Raw genomic sequence first — 18,135 nt, 5'->3', positions numbered from 1 at the left:
ACGCTCGGGAACGATCCGCGGTTCCGTATGGGCCGGACCTTCTCGGGCCTTTACCCGCCACACATAAATAATTAGTCTGTTCCGTCCTTGTCACGCATAACCGGGCCGCGCCCGGAAGGGATCGCTCATGAAAATCGAGGAAAGCTTCACCGTCCAGGCACCGATCGACAGGGTGTGGGAATTCATCACCGACCCCGAGCAGGTCGGCCCCTGCCTGCCCGGCTGTGAAGAGATCGAGGTGCTGGGCCCCACTACTTACAAGGCGCGGATCAAAGTGGCGCTCGGCCCGATCAAGACGACTTTCAAGGTGGACGTCGAGGTCACGGAAGAGCGCCCGCCGGAATTCGCCGCCTCGGTCACGCGTGGCGAGGAAGGCGGCAAGGCCAGCCGCGTCAGCGCCGACAGCACGTTGGCGCTCAAGGCGCTCGACGAGTCCCAGACGGAGGTGACTTATGCTTCCGATGTGTCGGTGGTCGGACGGCTGGGCAAATTCGGTCTGGGAATCATGAAAAAGAAAGCCAAGAGCATGGGCGAGGAATTCGCCGCGAAGTTTCGCGAACGGGTCGAGGGCGATGGCGCCCGGGCGGCGGAGGCCAGCGCATGAGGTACCTCGCCCCCGGCTCGCTCAAGGAGGCGCTCGACATACTGCGGCGGGAGGACGACGCGCGCTGCATCGCGGGCGGCGCCACGCTCGTCGCCATGATGAATGCCGATCTGGTCGCGGTGGATGTACTGGTGGGTCTGGGCCGTATCGCCGAACTTTCCGGCATCACCGAGACGGATGACGAGGTCCGGATCGGTGCCACGACGCGCCACGCCGAGATCGCCGCAAGTCCCGTGCTTACGGGGGCGCTCGGCGTTGTCCGGAGCGCGGCCGGACAGATCGCGCATCCGGCCGTGCGCAATATGGGGACGATCGGGGGCTCCATCTGCCATGCCGACCCGGCGGCCGATTTCCCGGCTGCACTCCTTGCCGCCGACGCCACCATCGAGGCCGCGAGCGCCGAGGGGACCCGGCAGATACCGATCGGAGAATTTTTCGAGGATTATTTCGAAACGGCGCTCCGCGAGGGCGAGATCGTCACCGCCATCCGGCTGCCCCGAGGGCCCGCCGGCGCCCGGGGCCATCACGTGAAATTCTCGCGCGTGGATGGCGATTACGCCACGGTTTCCGTCTCGGCCGTGCTGGTGATGGCGGGTGCGACATGCAGCTATGCGCGCATCGCGCTCGGCTCCAGCGGCCCCGTGCCGATCCGGGTGACGGCGGCGGAAGAGGCGCTCGTCGGCTCGCCCCTCGATCAGGCGGCGATTGCCGAGGCGGCCCGGCTCCTGGCCGAGGCGGCGGACCCGGTCGACGATGTGCGCGGGACGACGGAATACCGGCTCATGCTGATCCCGCGCCTGTTGGCGCGGGCGCTCAACACGCTCAAAGACGGGGAGACCGCCAGTGTCTGAAATGGACGTGATTGAAAAACAGCCCGTCACGCTTCGCGTAAACGGAAATGTCCATGAACTTGAAATCGCGCCCGCGCGCACGCTTCTGGATGTCTTGCGCTCGGAATTACGCCTTACCGGCGCCAAGCGCAGTTGCAACCAGGGCGTATGCGGCGCCTGTAGCGTGCTGCGTGATGGCAAGCCCGTTCGCGCCTGTATTTCACTGGCGTTTGCGGCGGAGGATAGTGAGATCACGACAATCGAGGGGCTGGCCGACGGCAATCGGCTTTCCCGCGTGCAGCAGGCCTTCGTCGATGCGGGCGCCGTTCAGTGCGGCTTTTGCATGCCGGCAATGGTGATCGCCGCAACTGCGCTTCTGAATGAAAACCCGAACCCCGGTGTCGAGGAAATCCGCCACGGGCTGGGCGGCAATATCTGCCGCTGCTCCGGCTATGTGAAGGTGGTGGATGCAATCCTCTCGCTGACGGAAGGAAGCAAGTCATGAGCCCCGAAGGTGTCACCTCTCCCAACCCGGTCGGGGACGCGATCGGGAAATCGGTGCCGCGTCTCGAGGCTCGTGAGAAACTCACCGGCCAGGCGGTATACACCGATGACATGACCCTGCCGGGCATGCTGCACGCCGCGATGCTGGGCGCCCCGTACGCCCATGCACGTATCCGCTCGATCGACACTTCCGAAGCCGAGGCGCTCGAAGGCGTGCGCGCGGTCGTCACGGCCGAGGATCTGCCGAAAAAGAAATATGTCGGCGTCTTCCTGAAGGACCAGATGACCTTCGCCGGCGACAAGGTGCGCTATATCAGCGAGCCGATCGCTGCTGTTGCCGCCGATACACTGGAAATCGCCCGCAAGGCCCTTCAGTTGATCGAGGTCGAATACGAGGAGCTGCCCGCCGTTTTCGACCCGGAAGAAGCGCTCGAGGCGGATGCGCCCATCCTGCACGAGAACCGCGACGAATACCCCTGCCCCTATGAGCGCCCCGAACATCCCAACGCCGTCGCCTATACCCAGTTCAAGGAAGGCGATATCGACAATGCCTGGGCCGAATGCGATGTGATCGTCGAGGGGGTCTACGAAACGCCGGCGCAGGAACACATGTATATGGAGCCCTGCTCGACGCTGGTGGCGGTCGACGCGAACGGCAAGATCACCATCTGGTCGTCCATGCAAAGCGTTTTTCGCGTCCAGACCATGATTGCCGAGGCGTTCGATATGCCGATGTCGAAAGTTCGCGTGATCGCCCCGCGCATCGGCGGCGGGTTCGGCGGCAAGTGCGATCTGACGAACCAGCCCGCGACGGTGGCGCTGGCATTGAAGTCCGGCCGGCCGGTCAAGATGACGCTGTCGCGCGAAGACGACATGATGATGATGAAAAGCCGCCATGCCGGCAAGATCTACTGCCGCACAGGCGCCCGGAAGGACGGCACGCTGGTCGCCCGCGAAATGCGCCTCTTTCTCGACGGCGGGGCCTACGCCGACGAAAGCCCCGAAGTGTCGACCGTGGCGGCGTTCTTCGGCCGGGGGCCGTATCGGATACCCCATGTCAACGTCGAATCCTGGTCGGTCTATACCAACAAGTTGCGGGCCAGCGCATTCCGCGGCTTCGGCAATCCGCAGGCGACCTTCGCCTCGGAACGCCAGATCGACGAGGTTGCGGAAAAGCTGGGCATGGATCCGATCGACCTGCGCATCAAGAACGCCCTGCAATCGGGTGACAAGTGGCTTGGTGGGCAGACCGTGGAAGGCGGCAGCCTCGCCGAATGCCTGGAAAAGGCGCGCGCGGCCTCGGACTGGGACAAGCGCCGGCAGAACAACGGCAAGGAAGTGCGTCCCGGCAAGCGGCGTGGCATCTGCGTCAGCGGCATGTCCCATATCAGCGGCATGCTGTCGGCCGGTGCGGCGGTGCGCCTGCACGAGGACGGCACCGTAACCGTCAACACCGGTGCGGTGGATATCGGCGAGGGAGCCGATACCGTCATGGCGCAGATTTGCGCGGGCGCCCTGGGCCTGTCGCTCGATCAGGTGAATTACGGCAATCCGGATACGGACTCCTCGCCCTACAACTTTCAGACCTCGGCCAGCCGCGTTACCTACATGGTGGGCAAGGCGGTCGAACAGGCATCGGAGCGCGTGCGCGAGCAGATGTTCCGCCACGCGGGCGAAATGCTCGAATGCGCCGAGGACGATCTCGAGTTGCGCCCGGGCGGCGTGATCGGCATCCGCGGCGTCGGGGACGCGGCCGTGCCTTTCGCGGCGATCGCCGGGCGCTCGCTCTACGCTTCGGGCGGCCCCATCATGGGGACCCATAACTGGCTGTTCGAGGGCGAGCGTTTCGATCCCAAGCGCGCGCTGGTGCGCGGCTTCGCACTCGACGGAATAGGTGTCTTCACCTTTGGCGCCCATGTCGTCGAGGTCGATGTCGACATGGCGACGGGGAAGACCGAGGTGCTCGAAGCCTGGTGCGCGCATGATGTCGGCCGCGCGCTCAACCCGGGCGCCGTCGATGGCCAGATCCACGGCGCCTTCGCCCAGGGGCTGGGCTACGGGCTCTATGAGGAACTGGTCTGGGACGACGGCCGCCTCGTCAACCCCACGATGATGGATTACAAGGTGCCGGGCCCACTCGACCTCCCGTACAAAATCCATCCGATCCTGATCGAGAACCCGTCGGACGGCCCCTTCGGCGCCAAGGGCATTGGTGAGATCGCCCTGGTGGGGACGGCGCCGGCCATTTGCAATGCGATCACGGCTGCCACGGGCGCTGCCATCAACCGGATCCCGGCGACGCCCGAACGTGTGCTCCGCGCCATTCTGGCGGCCGAAGGCGGCTCGTGACCGGCACACCCGTTCCCGAGGACGTCACCGCCGCCGCCCGACTGATGGCCGGGCAGAATTACATCGCCGATCGCAGCCTCGCGGTGACGGTCTTCCTGGCGCTGCGCCTGGGCCGGCCCCTTTTCGTCGAGGGCGAGGCGGGCGTCGGCAAGACCGAGATCGCCAAGGTCCTGGCGGCCGGGCTCAATCGTCGCCTGATCCGCCTGCAATGCTACGAGGGGCTGGACATCGCGGCCGCGGCCTACGAATGGAACTACCCCCGGCAGATGCTGGAAATCCGGCGGGCCGAAGTGACCGGGGAAGCGGCCGATCTGGCCGAGCATCTCTATACCGAGCGGTTCCTCATCAAGCGCCCCCTGCTTCAGGCGATCGAGCCCGATCTCGCGGGACCGCCGGTCCTGCTGATCGACGAGCTGGACCGGGCCGATGAGGCGTTCGAGGCCTATCTCCTCGAGGTGCTGTCCGATTTCCAGATCACCATTCCCGAGCTTGGCACGATGCGCGCGGCAGCGCCGCCCATCGTCGTGCTGACCTCGAACCGCACGCGTGAAATTCACGATGCCCTCAAGCGCCGCTGCCTCTATTTCTGGCTGCCCTATCCCGATGCCGAGCGCGAGCGTGAAATTCTCAGGGTTCGCGCCCCCGGCGTGGGCGAAGAGCTGAGCGGTCAGGTCGTGGATTTCGTCCAGGCCCTGCGCCGGCGTGACCTGTTCAAGCTGCCCGGCGTCGCGGAAACCATCGACTGGCTCGAGGCGCTGATGGCGCTCGATGCGACCGAGCTTACGCTGGAAAACATGCGCGACACGCTCGGCGTCGTCCTCAAATACGAAGAGGATGTGGCCCGGATCGGCGCCGGCGAGGGCGCGGAAATCCTGGCCGAGATACGCGGAGGGGCCTGATGTCGGGCGCCGGTGGGCGGCTCTGGCTCAATCTGATGCATTTCGCGCGTCTTCTGCGCGCGGCCGGCTTCCCGCTCGGCACCGGTGAGGTGGCGCGGGGGATGGAGGCGCTGTCGGCGGTCGGTCTGCGGCGCCGCGACGATGCCTACTGGGCGCTGCACGCTGTCTTCGTGGACCGCCAGGACCGGCACGCGATCTTCGACGAGGCGTTCCGCCTGTTCTGGCGTTCGCTCGATCGTGGCGGCGAAGCGCCCCTGGCGGACGGCGGCGGGGCCCGCCTGTCCCGTCGGCTCGCCGAGGCGCTGGAGGCGGCGGGGGAACGGCCGGCGGGAAAACCCGGTAGCGAGACGATCGAACCGCGCCCGGGGTCCGGTGACGAGGGGGATGGCGATACGCCGCGGCTTCAGGCCCGCCCCACCTATTCGGCGCGCGACGTGGCGGGTGACATGGATTTCGGCCAGATGTCGGCGGCCGAACTGGCCGAGGCGGAGGCCGCGATCCGACGTCTCGCCCTGCCGGACGATCTCGTCCGGCGCCGGCGTTTTCGCGTGCAGGCCGAAGGCCCGCGCGTCGATCTTCGCGCCAGCCTGGCGGCCAGCCACCGGACGGGCGGCGATGTCATCCGGCTCGTCCGGCGCGCGCCCATCGCTGCGCCGCCACCACTCGTCGCGCTCATCGATATATCCGGCTCAATGAGCAACTATTCCCGTGTGATGCTGCGCTTCATGCATCGTCTCGGCCAGGCACGCGGGAACGTGCACTGTTTTCTGTTCGGGACGCGCCTGACCAATGTGACCCGCATGCTCCGCCAGCGGGACGGTGACACGGCGCTGGCTGACGTGGCCGAAAAGGTACGCGACTGGTCGGGCGGCACGCGAATCGGCCCATCGCTGCATGATTTCAACTTCGACTGGTCGCGCCGCGTGCTCACCGGCGGGGCCACGGTGCTGCTTGTGACGGACGGGCTCGAACGCGATCCGGGGGGCGAGCTCGCGGCCGAGATGGCGCGCCTGCGCCGCGCCAGCCGGCGGCTCGTCTGGCTCAATCCCCATCTGCGTAATACGGACTACGCGCTGATGGCCCGGGGGGCGCGGGCGATCCGGCCCTATGTCACCGACTTCCGGCCGGTGCATAATATGACCAGCCTGGCGGCGTTGGTGACGGCCCTTAGCCGGTCGGGACCCCGGGGATCCCGTCGCCAGGCGGCCTGACGGTGACCGGCACAGGGCGGAGTCGAGGATGAGCGCAAGGGAGAGAGACTTTTTTGACGAGGACGCGCTGGCGGTGGCAGGTGCCTGGCGCCGCGCCGGCCGTGGCGTCGCCCTGGCCACGGTGATCCAGACCTGGGGGTCTTCGCCCCGGCCGCTGGGCAGCCAGCTTGCCGTGGCGGATGACGGGCGGTTCCACGGCTCGGTCTCGGGCGGCTGCGTCGAGGCCGCCGTCATTACCGAAGCGCGCGAGGTCATCCGCACCGGTCAAGCCAGGCTCCTCAGCTTCGGCGTCGCGGCCAACGAGGCCTTCGAGGTGGGCCTGCCCTGCGGCGGGCGCATCCGTGTTTTCGTCGAGCCGGTGGATTAGACGGCGATGAAGCTGGCGATCCTCGAGCTTCTCGACCGGGCGGCGCGCGAAGGCCGAGAGGTGGTGCTTGTCACGGATCTCGCCTCGGGCGCGCAGGCGGTGATCGAGGGCGGCGCGCGGGTCGCCGGGGATCTCGTGTTGTCGGATGACGTCGTGAGCTCGGCCGAGACGGCCCAGGCAACGCGCGAGAACCGGCATGTCGAAACCGGCGAGGGCGCGTTTTTTCTGCAGGTCTACGGCCCGGCCCTGCGCATGATCGTCGTCGGCGCGGTACATATCGCCCAGGCGCTGGTCCCGATGGCCCGGCTGGCCGGTTTCGATGTGACGCTGATCGATCCCCGCACGGCCTTCGCCACGCCCGAGCGGTTCCCCGAGACCCGCATCCTTACCGAATGGGCGGAGACGGTCCTGCCCGGGCTGGCCCCCGACAGCCGCACCGCGGTCATCACCCTGACCCATGATCCCAAGCTGGACGAGCCGGCGCTCGCGGCGGCGCTCCGCAGCCCGGCCTTCTATATCGGCGCGCTGGGCAGCCGGCGTTCGGCCGTCTCGCGCAACAAACGCCTCGCGCGGCTTGGCTTCAGCGATGCTGAAATCGGCCGCATTCATGGCCCCGTCGGGCTTCCGCTCGGCGCCGTGACGCCGGCCGAAATCGCCGTCGCCATTCTGGCCGAGGCGGTCAAGGTGCTGCGCACGGGGATCGCGTGAGTCCGCCGGACAGCGCCGGGCCGACCGGGCAGTTCGGCGCCCTGATCCTCGCGGCCGGATCTTCGCGCCGTTTTGCGGCAGAGACGGGCGGGGAGAACAAGCTGCTCGCCCGGCTCGGTGGCAGGCCCCTGATCCGGCAGGTCGTCGAGGGTGTCCAGGCGGCGGTGCCGGGCCCGGTCATGGTGGTGACGGGATATCAGGCGGCGCGGATCGAGGAGGCCCTGGCCGGGCTGGACGTCGCCTTCGTTCACGCTCCCGACCACGGCAAGGGCATGGCCCATTCGCTGAAGGCGGGCGTGGCGGCGCTCTGCCGGCGCGACAGGGGCCTCGAGGCGTTCTTCCTTTGTCTCGGCGACATGCCCTTCATCGACAGCGGGGTTCTGGCGGAGATGATGGCGGTTTTCCGCCAGACCTCGCCCGCGCCCATCGTCATACCGGTGTATGCCGGCCGGCGGGGACATCCGGTTTTGTTCCCCTGCCGCCTGTCGGCCGAATTCGCCGGGCTTGCGGGGGACCGGGGTGCCCGGCCCATTCTCGAGGCTCACGGGGCGGAAATAGTGGAAATTCCGGGCCGCGGCGCCGGTATTTTGCGTGACCTGGACCGGCCATCCGATTTTGGATGACAAAAGCGCCGCCCGCTTGCGCCCCGTGGCGGGTTTTATGGCATGATCGGGCAGGGCGCGGCGATGCCCCGTTTCTTGCCCTGTGCCGTTTGACCGGATTTGTTTGACCGGATTTGTTTGAAAGGACCACCCATGGCGGATGCGCCGAGCGAAGAGGCCTCCCTGCTGTCGCTGCACCGGGATTCCCATCTTTCGGGCAGCGATGCGGAGGCAGCGCTCACCGACTTCGAGTTTGCCCTGCACCACGTGGCGGAATCGTTCCGCCGCTGGGTCAGCGAGCTGAACGCCTATATCAGCGGGGAGGAGCTTACCTGGTCCGATATCTCGGTCCTGCAGGTGGTGCGGTTCCGCGATATGCCAAAAAGCGTCTCGCAAATCGCAAAATTCCTCCATCGCGAGGATCAGGCCAATGTCCAGTACGGGCTGCGAAAGCTGGAACGGGCCGGGCTGGTCCGAAAGGTCCCGGGCGTGGCGCAGCGCCAGACGGCCTATGAAGTGACCGAACGCGGGCGCGATGCGACGGACCACTACGCCCAGCTTCGTCGCGAGGTGCTGGTGGACCTGCTCGACGGGCTGGGCGTGCCCGAGGCGGTATTGGGCGATACCATGAGCCGGCTCATGGTGATGACGGGCCTCTATGATCAGGGGGCCCGGCGGATCGCCCTGAACCGCTCCCACGTGGCAAGCGTCGATCTGGTGGGCCGGGCGCAGAAAAAGGCCGGCTGAGACCCCCCGGCCGCCATGGGTTGAAAAATTATCAGATAAGTTACAGGATAACTTTACAAGTCCAGTTTCGAGCGTCCATCATTGAATTTCGCGCACTCGACGAGGAGGGATCCCATGACCGAGACCAAGGCAACACCCTTGCCCGATTTGCCGCTGACGCCGCACCTGCGGGAAATCCTCGCCGCGCTCGACCCCTCGGCGCAGGGCGTGGACAAGGCCATTTCGCTTCCACCCGACTGCTATACTTCGGAAGAATGGTTCGAGTTCGAGAAGCGTGCGATCTTCGATCGCGATTGGGTGTGTCTCGGCCATCACAGTCTCATCCCCAAGCCGGGCGACTATTATTCGATCACCATGAATGACGACCCGCTGCTGGTCCTGCGCGGCAAGGACGGCGAGGTGCGTGTCATGTCTGCCGTTTGCGCCCATCGCGGCCATGTGCTGGGCGAGGCGCGCGGCAATACGGATGTCTTTACCTGTCCGTTCCATGGCTGGAGCTACAATGTCGACGGCGAACTGGTCAGCGCGCCGGAAATGGATGCGACGCTGCCTTTCGAGGAATTGCAGAAGAAGGCCTGTTTGCCGCAGATCAGGACAGAAGTCTGGAACGGCTTCATTTTCATGAACATGGACGGCCAGGCCAGGCCGCTCGCTTCCCGGCTGAAGAGGCTCTCGAAGGAGGTGGAAAACCACCATCTGGCCGATCTCGTGACGCCGCCCCTTGTCGAGTGGGCCGACAATCCGTGGAACTGGAAGTTCATGCAGGAAAACGCGATCGAGCCCTATCACACCTGGTACCTGCACAAGGGTCCGCACGACTTCGCGCCGTCGCGGCTCGCCAGTTTTGATGAATGGCTCGAGGACGACGATGGCGCGATCTATCACCCGACCGGATTCGTCGAGCTCGATGGCGGCTTCAATATCGCCAATAAATGTCTGATGCCGGTGATCAAGACGCTGACGGAAAAAGAGCGCAAGCGCGTGATGTTCGCCACCGTTGCGCCCAATCTGTTCTTCGGCGCGCAGCCGGATTGCGTATTTTTCTATGTGATCTGCCCGCAAGGCGCCAACAGCCTCACGCTGCAGGTGGGTGCCCTGGTGCCGAAGGAAACCATGCGGCTGCCCGATTTCGACATGCGTTTCGGGGCCACGGTCGAAGGTGTCTCGGTCTTCAACGACCAGGATACGGTCGCCAATACACTGACCCATAAGGGGCTGCGCTCGCGCTTCGCCGGGCGGACCCGGTATGCGCCCAAGGAGGAAACCCTCTCCCAGTTCAATCGCTGGCTGGTCAAGCGGTACAAATCCTATGGCGACGACCTTTCCGGCATGAAACGGGCGGCCGAATAGGAGGCGCGGACATGGCGGCACCGACCGAAAGAGTCCTGCCCACCGCCTTCGAGGATCTGAGCCCCTTTCTCGACTGGGCCGAGCCGACCGAACGCGGGCGTCATCGCCAAAGGCTCTCCAGCTCCCTGGCGGAAATCCGCGCCTTCTACGATGCGATGCACGCGCGCATCGACGCTGTGCTCGACTATCTCAATGAAAAGCCACTCGACAAGATCGCGGGTGCCGACAAGGTGCTGCTCGATCTCGCCCTCGCCCTGCCCGAAGCGGCGAACGCGGTCGAGTTGTTCGAGTCACCGGAGCACCCGTACGGCATGCCGATCGAGCGGTTCGTGCCCGTGCACGATCTGTCGGGCGAGAGGGTAAGGGAGGAATAGGATATGGACGGACAGCTTTCCAGCGGGGCGCCGCGCACCTGGCATCGCAAGGACCCGGGCCAGGGAACGGCCCCGGTCGGTCTGGACGCCTATGTCTCGCCCGATTTTTTCGAGGCCGAGCGGGAAAAGATTTTCCGCGCGGGCTGGATCAACATGGGCCGCGTCGAGGAAATGCCGGAGCCGGGCGATTATCTCGTCCGCGACCTGCGTGTGGCGCATACTTCCATCCTGATCGTCCGTGGCAAGGACGGCCAAATCCGCGGATTTCACAATATGTGCGCCCATCGCGGCAATCCCGTGGCCTGGCACGAAAAGGGCAGGTGCCGGGGCGGATTTACCTGCAAATTCCACGGCTGGGTCTATGACGACAGGGGTCGGCTGGTCCACATATCGGATGAGGGAAGCTTCTTCGATATCGACAAATCCGCGAATGGCCTGACTCCGGTTCACACCGACGTCTGGCAGGGCTTCATCTTCGTCAACCTCGCCGATACCCCGAAACAGGGCCTCGCCGAATTTATGGCACCGGTCACGCCCACCATCGACGGTTACCCGTTCGACGCCATGCGCGGGCGCTATACCTACCGCCCCCGGGAAAACGTCAACTGGAAGACGCTCTGCGAGGCGCAGCAGGAAGGCTGGCACCTGCCCTATCTGCACGACAAGACGCTGGCCAAATCGGCGGCGACGGCTCAGCAGGATTTCCGCCACGCGGCGCTGATCGCCTACGGCCCCCACGGCGTCGTCTCCTCGAGTCCGCCCGAGGGATACAAACCGTCGAAGACGACACAGATCGCCGGCCGCTTCGGCTCCAACAGTTTCGACGCCTTCTCGGTCAAGCGCGGGGAGGACGGCGAACGGCGCGGGCCGAAATGGCACGGCGCATTCGACCTTTATTTCATCTTCCCGAATTTTTTCATCGGCCTGCTGGAAGGGACGTATTTCACCTACAACATATGGCCGGAGGCAGTGGACCGGTCAGTCTGGGAAATCCGCCTGTATTATCCGGAGCCGCAGAACGCCGGGCAGGTCTTCGCCCAGGAATTCGGCAAATGCGGCATCAGGGACACGCTGATGGAAGACGCGTTCACGCACGAAAAGATCCAGTCAGTGATCTCATCGGGTGCCAAGACGCATTTCCACCTTTCGGACGAGGAGCACATCGTCCGTCATTTCCACAACCAGGTGCGGGCCGCCGTCGAGGCCTAGGCGGCGAAAGCGGGCGTATAGTCCAGGCCGAAAAGATCAGCCACCGGCTTGAGCGTCAGCGCGCCCTTCTGCACGTTAAGCCCGTTCTGAAAATGCCGGTCTCGCGTCATCGCGCCCTCTACCCCGTCCTTCGCCAGACGCAGGACGTAAGGCAGACTGGCCTCGCACAGCGCGTGTGAGGCAGTGCGGGGCACCGCGCCCGGCATGTTGGCGACCGCGTAATGTCGACGCCCTTCGGCCTCCATGATGGGGGCGGCGTGGGTGGTGGGCCGGCTCGTTTCGAAGCAGCCACCCTGATCGATGGACACATCGACCAGCAACGCGTCCGGATTGATGCCGCGCAGCATTTCGCGCGTGACGATCCGCGGGGCCGCCGCGCCCGGCACGAGGGCCGCGCCCACGATAAGGTTGGCGTCCGCGCATTCCTCCTTCACCACCGAAGGCGATGAGTGGCGGGTCACCACGCGGCCGCCGTAGCGCTGTTGCAACTCGGCCAGCCGGTCGAAGGACATGTCGATCACGACGACCGACGCGCCAAGCCCAACGGCCACATCTATGGCGTTCTTGCCGACGACGCCGCTGCCGATCACGACCACCTTGGCCGGCCGGACACCCGCGATGCCACCCAGGAGGATGCCGGGGCCGCCTTCCGGCTTTTCGAGGAACCGGATCCCGGCCTGCACCGAAAGGCGCCCGGCGATCGCGCTCATCGGTGCCAGAAGCGGCAGGTTGCCGGCCGGGCTTGTGATCGTCTCGTAGGCGACGGCGGTGCAGCCCGAACGCATCAGATTTTCCGTCAGGCTGCGATCGGCCGCCAGGTGAAGATAGGTGAAAAGCACATGTCGCGGGCCGAGGCGGGCGATCTCGCCCTCCTGGGGTTCCTTGACCTTGACGATCATTTCAGCCGCCTCGAAGACCGCCCCCGCATCGGCGCAGATGGTCGCGCCGGCCTCGGTATAGGTCCCGTCCTCGTAGCCGGCGCCCGCGCCGGCGCCGGTTTCGACGAAGACCTCGTGGCCGTCCGCGATCAGCGCGCGCACGCCATCGGGCAGAATGGCTACCCGGTATTCGTGAGTCTTGATTTCCTTAGGCAGACCGATCCGCATGAAACGGCACTCCTCGACGGTTGGTGGTGAAAGGGTTGTCGGCGCTAGATGTCCGCGATGGCGAACGGCAGCTCCCGCACGCGTTTGCCGGTAAGCGCGAAGACCGCGTTGGCGATCGCGGGCGCGATCGCCGGGGTCCCGGCCTCGCCGATGCCGCCCGGATCGCCCCCGGTCGGCGCGAGATGGACGTCGATTTCCGGCATTGTCTCCATGCGGATCATGTCATAATCGGGAAAATTGCCTTCGACAACCCTTCCCTGATCGATCGTGATGCGACCAAAAAGCGCTGCCGTCGCGCCAAAGGTGACGGCGCTCTCCATCTGGGCCACCACCGTGTCGGGATGGACGACGGTGCCGCAATCGACGGCACAGGTCACCTTGTGCAACCGTATCTCGCCATCCGTCACCGAGATCTCCACGACCTGGGCCACGTAGCTCTCGTAGGATTTGTGCACGGCCAGCCCGCGCCCGCGTCCGGGGGGCGGTTTATCGCCCCAGCCGGATTTTTTCGCCACCAGATCGAGAACCGCGCGATCACGGGGCCGGTCCGCGAGAAGGGCGCGGCGATATTCATAGGGGTCGGCCCCCGCGTTATGGGCCAGCTCGTCGATGAAACTCTCGACAAAAAACGCGTTCAGCGAGTTCCCCACGCTCCGCCACCAGCCCACCGGCACGAGCGGTTCGGTCGTCACATGTTCCACCCGGATATGGGGGATGGCGTAAGCGATGTCTTCGGCCCCCTCGACCTGGGTCGCATCGGCGGTGGGCAGCGGGGCGCCCGGACGGATCCGGCTCATGTAATCGGCCAGCACCGATTGGCCGGCGCTGCGATGATGCCAGGCGACGGGCCGCCCGTCCCCGTCGAGACGGGCCGTCATGCGGCAGGTTCCGGCCGGGCGATAGGTATCGTGACGCATATCCTCTTCCCGGTCCCAGAACAGCTTGACCGGCCGCCCGGCCAGCGCCTTCGCCACCCGCGCGGCCTGGCGCGCCGCGTCGGGCTCGGACCGCCGGCCGAACCCGCCGCCGAGAAACGGGGTTTCGACGGTCACCCGGTCGGCATCGATGTCGATCTCGTCGGCGGCCGCGTTGCGCATCAGGTTCGGGTTCTGATTGCCGGTCCAGAGTGTCAGTGCCCCGTCGGCATAGAGCGCCGTCGCATTCATCGGCTCCATGCAGGCATGGGCAAGATAGGGCAGCCGATAGGTGGCGCTGAACACATTTGCCGTCCCCGCGCCGGCCAGTTGGTCGGGCGCGTCGCCCCTGTCGGTAAAGACATGCGCGTCACCGCTGGCGATAGCGCGGTCGTGGCTCTCGAAAATTTCGTCGCTCGACATCTCGAGTGCGCCCGTGTCATCCCAGATCACCGGCAGTGCCGCGAGGAGCTGGCTGGCGCGCCAGGTGTTGTCGGCGACGACCGCGATGCCGCGCGGGATTTCCACCACATCGATAAACCCGGGCTTGCCCGCGATGGCGCTCTTGTCGAAGGATTTGAGTTTGGCGCCGAAGCGCGGCGCGGTACGGACCGCGCCATAGACCATGCCGTCTCCCTGTATATCGGGTGCGAAAATCGCCTGTCCGTCGGTTTTCTCTCGCAGGTCCAGACGGGGCACATCACTGCCGATCAATTGCCACTCGGCCGGCTCCTTGAGTCGCACATGTTCCGGCGGATCGGTCAGCGCCGCATCCGCTGCCAGCTCGCCGAAGCCAAGTCGCCGGCCCGTCGCGCCATGGGTGACCGTGCCCTTCTCCGCCCGGCACTCGGCCCGCGGGACTTCCCAGCGTCGCGCCGCCGCGGCGATCAGCATCTCGCGCGTGGCCGCCCCCACACGGCGCATCGGATCGTAAGCCTCGCGAATGCTGGTGCTGCCGCCGGTTCCCTGAATTCCCAGCGCCCGGGCGACTTTTTGCGTCGCCCAGCGCACGGCGTCGGCCAGGATACCCTCGCCTTCCGGGCGGAAGCGGATCGCTTCCATGAACAGCGTCACATTGGCATAGACGTTGTCCACCGGCGCCTGGACGAAATGCACGCGCGCCCAGTCCGCGTCCAACTCCTCGGCCGCGAGCAGCGGCAGGGACGTATAGACCCCCTGGCCCATCTCGACACGGGGCACCGCGATCGTGACGTCACCGGCCGCCGAAATCTTGATCCAGGGGTTGAAGACATGCTCGCCCTGTCTGGCGCTTGCCGCAAAGGGATGATCGGCGCCGGCGGCGCGCGCGATCATCGGCAGGCCCACGAGAAGGCCGCCGCCCGCGACCGCGGCCGAGACGAGGACGCGCCGACGGGTGATTCCTTCGGCCGCGAATTTGCCTGTGGCGAGTTTGCCGGTGGACGCTTCGCGGTCCCTCATTCGGCACCTTCCGCGGCGAGATGGATGGCCTTCCGGATCCGTCCATAGGTGCCGCAGCGGCAGATATTCGTTATCGCGTCGTCGATCTCCGCATCGCTCGGCTGGGGGTTCTCCTGCAAAAGCGCGGCCGCGGCCATGATCATGCCCGATTGGCAATAGCCGCATTGCGGGACCTGGGCCGAGACCCAGGCGGCTTGAAGCGGATGCGCGCCGTCGCCCGCGCCTCCCTTCCCGATGCCCTCGATGGTGGTGACAGTGGCGTTCTCGACGGCCGAGATCGGCAGCACGCAGGATCGCCTCGCTTCCCCGTCGACATGTATGGTGCAGGCCCCGCAATCCGCGATGCCACAACCGTATTTGGTGCCTGTCAGCCCGAGCGCGTCGCGCAGCACCCAGAGCAATGGCGTATCCGGCGCGACCTCGGGCGCGACCTCCTCGCCATTCAGGACAAATGCGATTTTCGCCATGGTCCGGATAATATCAGGTCACGGGCGGGCGATCCAACGTCACCGTCAAATTTCGGCCCCCCGCCCGGTCCGGGGTCGCTTTCCCCACCGGGCCGGGTGGGATAGGCTGGCGCGCGCCCCGCCCGCCCCGCCTGTCCGATCCGGCCTGCCATCCATGCTGCATCTGCCTCCCGCCTCTTCGCCCCGAACCTCCTGGCTGCTGGCCGGGGGATGGGGCGTTGTCATCTATCTGACAATTCCGGTGGCCCGTCAGTTGCAGGACACCGTCCTCGCCGCTGCGGCCGGCTGGCGAGGCGCCCGGGCCGAAGATCTCTTCGCCTGGCTGGTTACGCTACTGGCTGTCGTCCTGGTCACGGCGCTGGCCATCGGACTTGCGCGGCAGCGCCGCCTCATGGCGCGCCACCTGTTGTTTCTGCCGCTGATCGTCCTGGCCTTCGCGGCGCTCGCCTTCTCGCTCGATGCGAGTCCTGTCGAATCCCTCCATCTCGCGCAATACGGCGTCCTGGCGCTCCTGATCCTGCGGGCGCTCAGTCATCGCCTTCGCAATCTCAGCGCCTATCCGCTGGCCGCTCTCCTGGCCGGGCTCGTGGGGTTTGGCGATGAGCTGGTGCAATGGGTGCTGCCTCAGCGCTTCTGGGATCTGCGCGATATCTGGCTGAATTTCCTGGGGGGCGCGCTTGCGCTTCTGGGCTACGGGCTGGCCGTGCGCCCCGACAGTCTGTCGCGCCGGCCGGACGCCGCTTCCTGGCGCCGCCTCGCGCGCTGGAGCATGGCGGCGACGGCGGGGCTGGCACTCGTGCTGGCGGCCACGCCGGTGCGGCTGCAGGCGCTCGGGGACACGCTGCCGGGGCTGAGCGCTCTCACCGACGGCACCGATGCGCTCGGCGAATACGGGCGCATGATCGAGATACCGGGCACCGGCCGGGTGCGGTCGCGTCTCTCCCGCCAGGCGCTGATCGAGGCGGATCGCGCGCGGGCCGGCGATGCGGCCCGGGCGATGGCGGCACTTGGCGCGGAAGAGGATTACACGCGCTTTCTGGCAACCCACTCGCCCGGCATCGATCCGTTCCTGTATCAGTTTCGCGTGCATCTCTTTCGCCGCGACCGCTACCTCGCCGCCGCCCTGGCCGCGCCCGAGCCGGGGGATCGCGAGGCTCTCCTTTTCGTCGCCGCCCGGGAAGATGCCATCCTCCAGGCCCTTTATCCGGAGACGCTGGCCGAAACCGGTTCACGGCTGGATGCAGGGACGGCTAAACTCCTCGACGACGCCCAGGATCCGGGCCGGCCTTATACGAGCGCCGCCGGCTCGACCCTGATCACCTGGGCGGGTGAACGGGAACTCCTGGGCGCGCTCGGGCTTGTGTTTCTTGTTTTGCTGGCCGGCGAGCGGCTGGCCGGGCGGCGGCAGAACCGGGGGAAGATCACATGAGCATCACCGGGGGCGGGACACGCCGGCGGTTTCTGGCGCAGCTCGGCGCGACGGCCGGCGCTCTGGCGCTGCCGGGCGCTCTGTTCCGGCCGCGACCAGCCGCGGCGGCGTCCCCCATTGCGTCCCCCGGTGCGTCCCCCATTGCGTCCCCCGGGGCGCCTCCCGTGGCACGCGGCGCACGACCGAAGCTGCATTTCGTCTTTTACACGGATTGCCACACCCGTATCGAATTCGACACGCCCCGCGCCCTCGACATGGCGGGCGGCGCGATCCGGCGGGAATCGCCCGAGATCGTCATCGGCGGCGGCGATTTCATCACCGACGGTTTTCAGAACCATGCCGACTTTGTCGCGCCGCGCTGGGATGCTTATTTGAAATTTCACCACGCTCTCGGGGCGGAGAATTTTCCCGCTATCGGCAACCACGATCTGGTTGCCGCCAACCCCGAGGACGGCCGGCCGGCGGCGGCCGACCCGCGCGCGGTTTATCGCGCCAGGCTGGGTCTGGCGCGCACCTATTATGCCTTCGATGCGGGCGGCTATCATTTCGTCGTGCTCGATCCGATGGAGGTGGTCGGGGGCGATCTGCAATATCGCGGCTTCGTCGACGCGGCGCAGCTCGACTGGTTGCGCGATGACCTGTCGCGCCTGGCGCCGGGCACGGCGGTTATCGCGGTCACCCATATGCCGCTCGCGACCGCCTTCTACCAGGTGACCGAAGGCAACGAGGCGGAAATGCCGGCCAACCGCGTGGTGGTCAATAACCGCGACGTGCTCGATGCCTTCGCGGGGCACAACCTTATTCTTGTGCTTCAGGGACATCTGCATGTGCTGGAAAGCCTGAAATGGCGATCGACACATTTTGTGACCGGCGGTGCGATCTGCGGCAAGTGGTGGCGGGGCAGCTGGCACGGGACACCCGAAGGCTTCTGCGTCTTCGATCTTGACGGCGACGATGTGCGCTGGCGCTATGTCACCTATGGCTGGCAGGCGCAGCGGCCCGTTGATCAATAGGCGGCGGACCAG

General features: G+C 66.2%; 18 protein-coding genes. 15 read left to right on the top strand and 3 right to left on the bottom strand.

Annotated features, from left to right (window positions below):
• Positions 1–127 precede the first annotated feature (127 nt).
• The 13 genes from RLQ26_05725 to RLQ26_05665 all read left to right on the top strand — a co-directional run bounded on the left by RLQ26_05725 (position 128) and on the right by RLQ26_05665 (position 11,754).
• Entirely contained in the window at positions 128–604 is a 477-nt protein-coding gene (locus RLQ26_05725; protein MEQ9088223.1) for a carbon monoxide dehydrogenase subunit G, read from the top strand.
• Positions 601–1,455: a xanthine dehydrogenase family protein subunit M gene (locus RLQ26_05720; protein MEQ9088222.1), complete on the top strand. Its 855-nt coding sequence runs from the start codon at positions 601–603 to the stop codon at positions 1,453–1,455. The genes RLQ26_05725 and RLQ26_05720 overlap by 4 nt, the downstream gene beginning before the upstream one ends.
• A 1-nt stretch (position 1,456) precedes the next feature.
• On the top strand, positions 1,457–1,939 hold the full coding sequence (locus RLQ26_05715; protein MEQ9088221.1) for a (2Fe-2S)-binding protein: 483 nt from the start codon (positions 1,457–1,459) through the stop codon (positions 1,937–1,939).
• Positions 1,936–4,287, top strand: coding sequence for a xanthine dehydrogenase family protein molybdopterin-binding subunit (locus RLQ26_05710; protein ID MEQ9088220.1), 2,352 nt, complete (start codon positions 1,936–1,938; stop codon positions 4,285–4,287). Before RLQ26_05715 ends, RLQ26_05710 begins: the two co-directional genes overlap by 4 nt.
• Before the next feature lie 44 nt (positions 4,288–4,331).
• A complete protein-coding gene (locus RLQ26_05705) occupies positions 4,332–5,186 on the top strand; it encodes a MoxR family ATPase (GenBank protein MEQ9088219.1) in 855 nt (284 codons plus the stop codon).
• Positions 5,186–6,397, top strand: coding sequence for a VWA domain-containing protein (locus tag RLQ26_05700; protein ID MEQ9088218.1), 1,212 nt, complete (start codon positions 5,186–5,188; stop codon positions 6,395–6,397). Before RLQ26_05705 ends, RLQ26_05700 begins: the two co-directional genes overlap by 1 nt.
• A 28-nt stretch (positions 6,398–6,425) precedes the next feature.
• Entirely contained in the window at positions 6,426–6,764 is a 339-nt protein-coding gene (locus RLQ26_05695; protein ID MEQ9088217.1) for an XdhC family protein, read from the top strand.
• A 6-nt stretch (positions 6,765–6,770) separates the two neighbouring features.
• Entirely contained in the window at positions 6,771–7,472 is a 702-nt protein-coding gene (locus RLQ26_05690; protein ID MEQ9088216.1) for an XdhC family protein, read from the top strand.
• Positions 7,469–8,095: a nucleotidyltransferase family protein gene (locus RLQ26_05685; GenBank protein ID MEQ9088215.1), complete on the top strand. Its 627-nt coding sequence runs from the start codon at positions 7,469–7,471 to the stop codon at positions 8,093–8,095. Before RLQ26_05690 ends, RLQ26_05685 begins: the two co-directional genes overlap by 4 nt.
• A 132-nt stretch (positions 8,096–8,227) precedes the next feature.
• Complete coding sequence (locus tag RLQ26_05680) at positions 8,228–8,821, top strand: winged helix DNA-binding protein (GenBank protein ID MEQ9088214.1); 594 nt, start codon at positions 8,228–8,230, stop codon at positions 8,819–8,821.
• 114 nt (positions 8,822–8,935) lie between these two features.
• Positions 8,936–10,171, top strand: a complete 1,236-nt coding sequence (locus RLQ26_05675) for an aromatic ring-hydroxylating dioxygenase subunit alpha (protein MEQ9088213.1) — start codon at positions 8,936–8,938, stop codon at positions 10,169–10,171.
• 11 nt (positions 10,172–10,182) lie between these two features.
• Positions 10,183–10,545, top strand: coding sequence for a hypothetical protein (locus tag RLQ26_05670; GenBank protein ID MEQ9088212.1), 363 nt, complete (start codon positions 10,183–10,185; stop codon positions 10,543–10,545).
• 3 nt (positions 10,546–10,548) lie between these two features.
• Complete coding sequence (locus RLQ26_05665; GenBank protein ID MEQ9088211.1) at positions 10,549–11,754, top strand: aromatic ring-hydroxylating dioxygenase subunit alpha; 1,206 nt, start codon at positions 10,549–10,551, stop codon at positions 11,752–11,754.
• On the opposite strand, the gene ald is transcribed toward RLQ26_05665, so the two are convergent.
• Genes ald through RLQ26_05650 form a run of 3 tightly spaced genes read right to left on the bottom strand, consistent with a single transcriptional unit; the run spans position 11,751 to position 15,681 of the window.
• Complete coding sequence (gene ald, locus RLQ26_05660; protein ID MEQ9088210.1) at positions 11,751–12,860, bottom strand: alanine dehydrogenase; 1,110 nt, start codon at positions 12,858–12,860, stop codon at positions 11,751–11,753. The two genes, RLQ26_05665 and ald, sit on opposite strands and share 4 nt — an antisense overlap.
• A 44-nt stretch (positions 12,861–12,904) precedes the next feature.
• On the bottom strand, positions 12,905–15,214 hold the full coding sequence (locus RLQ26_05655; protein MEQ9088209.1) for a molybdopterin cofactor-binding domain-containing protein: 2,310 nt from the start codon (positions 15,212–15,214) through the stop codon (positions 12,905–12,907).
• Positions 15,211–15,681 carry a (2Fe-2S)-binding protein gene (locus RLQ26_05650; GenBank protein MEQ9088208.1) on the bottom strand — a complete coding sequence of 157 codons (471 nt, stop codon included), beginning with the start codon at positions 15,679–15,681 and terminating at the stop codon, positions 15,211–15,213. Before RLQ26_05650 ends, RLQ26_05655 begins: the two co-directional genes overlap by 4 nt.
• A gap of 154 nt (positions 15,682–15,835) precedes the next feature.
• Between RLQ26_05650 and RLQ26_05645 the strand changes: the two genes are divergently transcribed.
• Positions 15,836–17,110: a VanZ family protein gene (locus tag RLQ26_05645; GenBank protein MEQ9088207.1), complete on the top strand. Its 1,275-nt coding sequence runs from the start codon at positions 15,836–15,838 to the stop codon at positions 17,108–17,110.
• On the top strand, positions 17,107–18,123 hold the full coding sequence (locus RLQ26_05640; GenBank protein ID MEQ9088206.1) for a metallophosphoesterase: 1,017 nt from the start codon (positions 17,107–17,109) through the stop codon (positions 18,121–18,123). Before RLQ26_05645 ends, RLQ26_05640 begins: the two co-directional genes overlap by 4 nt.
• The last annotated feature ends 12 nt before the right edge of the window (positions 18,124–18,135 follow it).

It is taken from the genome of Alphaproteobacteria bacterium (genome assembly GCA_040220875.1).
Taxonomy (GTDB): domain Bacteria; phylum Pseudomonadota; class Alphaproteobacteria; order JAVJVX01; family JAVJVX01; genus JAVJVX01.
Note: the sequence above shows the minus strand (reverse complement) of the source record. Positions and strands in the feature narration are given on the sequence as shown.

Excerpts from the sequence above, each read along its gene's own strand:
- RLQ26_05725 (MEQ9088223.1), top strand. The coding sequence starts at position 128 with ATGAAAATCGAGGAAAGCTTCACCGTCCAGGCACCGATCGACAGGGTG.
- RLQ26_05720 (MEQ9088222.1), top strand. The coding sequence starts at position 601 with ATGAGGTACCTCGCCCCCGGCTCGCTCAAGGAGGCGCTCGACATACTG.
- RLQ26_05715 (MEQ9088221.1), top strand. The coding sequence starts at position 1,457 with ATGGACGTGATTGAAAAACAGCCCGTCACGCTTCGCGTAAACGGAAAT.
- RLQ26_05710 (MEQ9088220.1), top strand. The coding sequence starts at position 1,936 with ATGAGCCCCGAAGGTGTCACCTCTCCCAACCCGGTCGGGGACGCGATC.
- RLQ26_05705 (MEQ9088219.1), top strand. The coding sequence starts at position 4,332 with ATGGCCGGGCAGAATTACATCGCCGATCGCAGCCTCGCGGTGACGGTC.
- RLQ26_05700 (MEQ9088218.1), top strand. The coding sequence starts at position 5,186 with ATGTCGGGCGCCGGTGGGCGGCTCTGGCTCAATCTGATGCATTTCGCG.
- RLQ26_05695 (MEQ9088217.1), top strand. The coding sequence starts at position 6,426 with ATGAGCGCAAGGGAGAGAGACTTTTTTGACGAGGACGCGCTGGCGGTG.
- RLQ26_05690 (MEQ9088216.1), top strand. The coding sequence starts at position 6,771 with ATGAAGCTGGCGATCCTCGAGCTTCTCGACCGGGCGGCGCGCGAAGGC.
- RLQ26_05680 (MEQ9088214.1), top strand. The coding sequence starts at position 8,228 with ATGGCGGATGCGCCGAGCGAAGAGGCCTCCCTGCTGTCGCTGCACCGG.
- RLQ26_05675 (MEQ9088213.1), top strand. The coding sequence starts at position 8,936 with ATGACCGAGACCAAGGCAACACCCTTGCCCGATTTGCCGCTGACGCCG.
- RLQ26_05670 (MEQ9088212.1), top strand. The coding sequence starts at position 10,183 with ATGGCGGCACCGACCGAAAGAGTCCTGCCCACCGCCTTCGAGGATCTG.
- RLQ26_05665 (MEQ9088211.1), top strand. The coding sequence starts at position 10,549 with ATGGACGGACAGCTTTCCAGCGGGGCGCCGCGCACCTGGCATCGCAAG.
- ald (MEQ9088210.1), bottom strand. The coding sequence starts at position 12,860 with ATGCGGATCGGTCTGCCTAAGGAAATCAAGACTCACGAATACCGGGTA.
- RLQ26_05655 (MEQ9088209.1), bottom strand. The coding sequence starts at position 15,214 with ATGAGGGACCGCGAAGCGTCCACCGGCAAACTCGCCACAGGCAAATTC.
- RLQ26_05650 (MEQ9088208.1), bottom strand. The coding sequence starts at position 15,681 with ATGGCGAAAATCGCATTTGTCCTGAATGGCGAGGAGGTCGCGCCCGAG.
- RLQ26_05645 (MEQ9088207.1), top strand. The coding sequence starts at position 15,836 with ATGCTGCATCTGCCTCCCGCCTCTTCGCCCCGAACCTCCTGGCTGCTG.
- RLQ26_05640 (MEQ9088206.1), top strand. The coding sequence starts at position 17,107 with ATGAGCATCACCGGGGGCGGGACACGCCGGCGGTTTCTGGCGCAGCTC.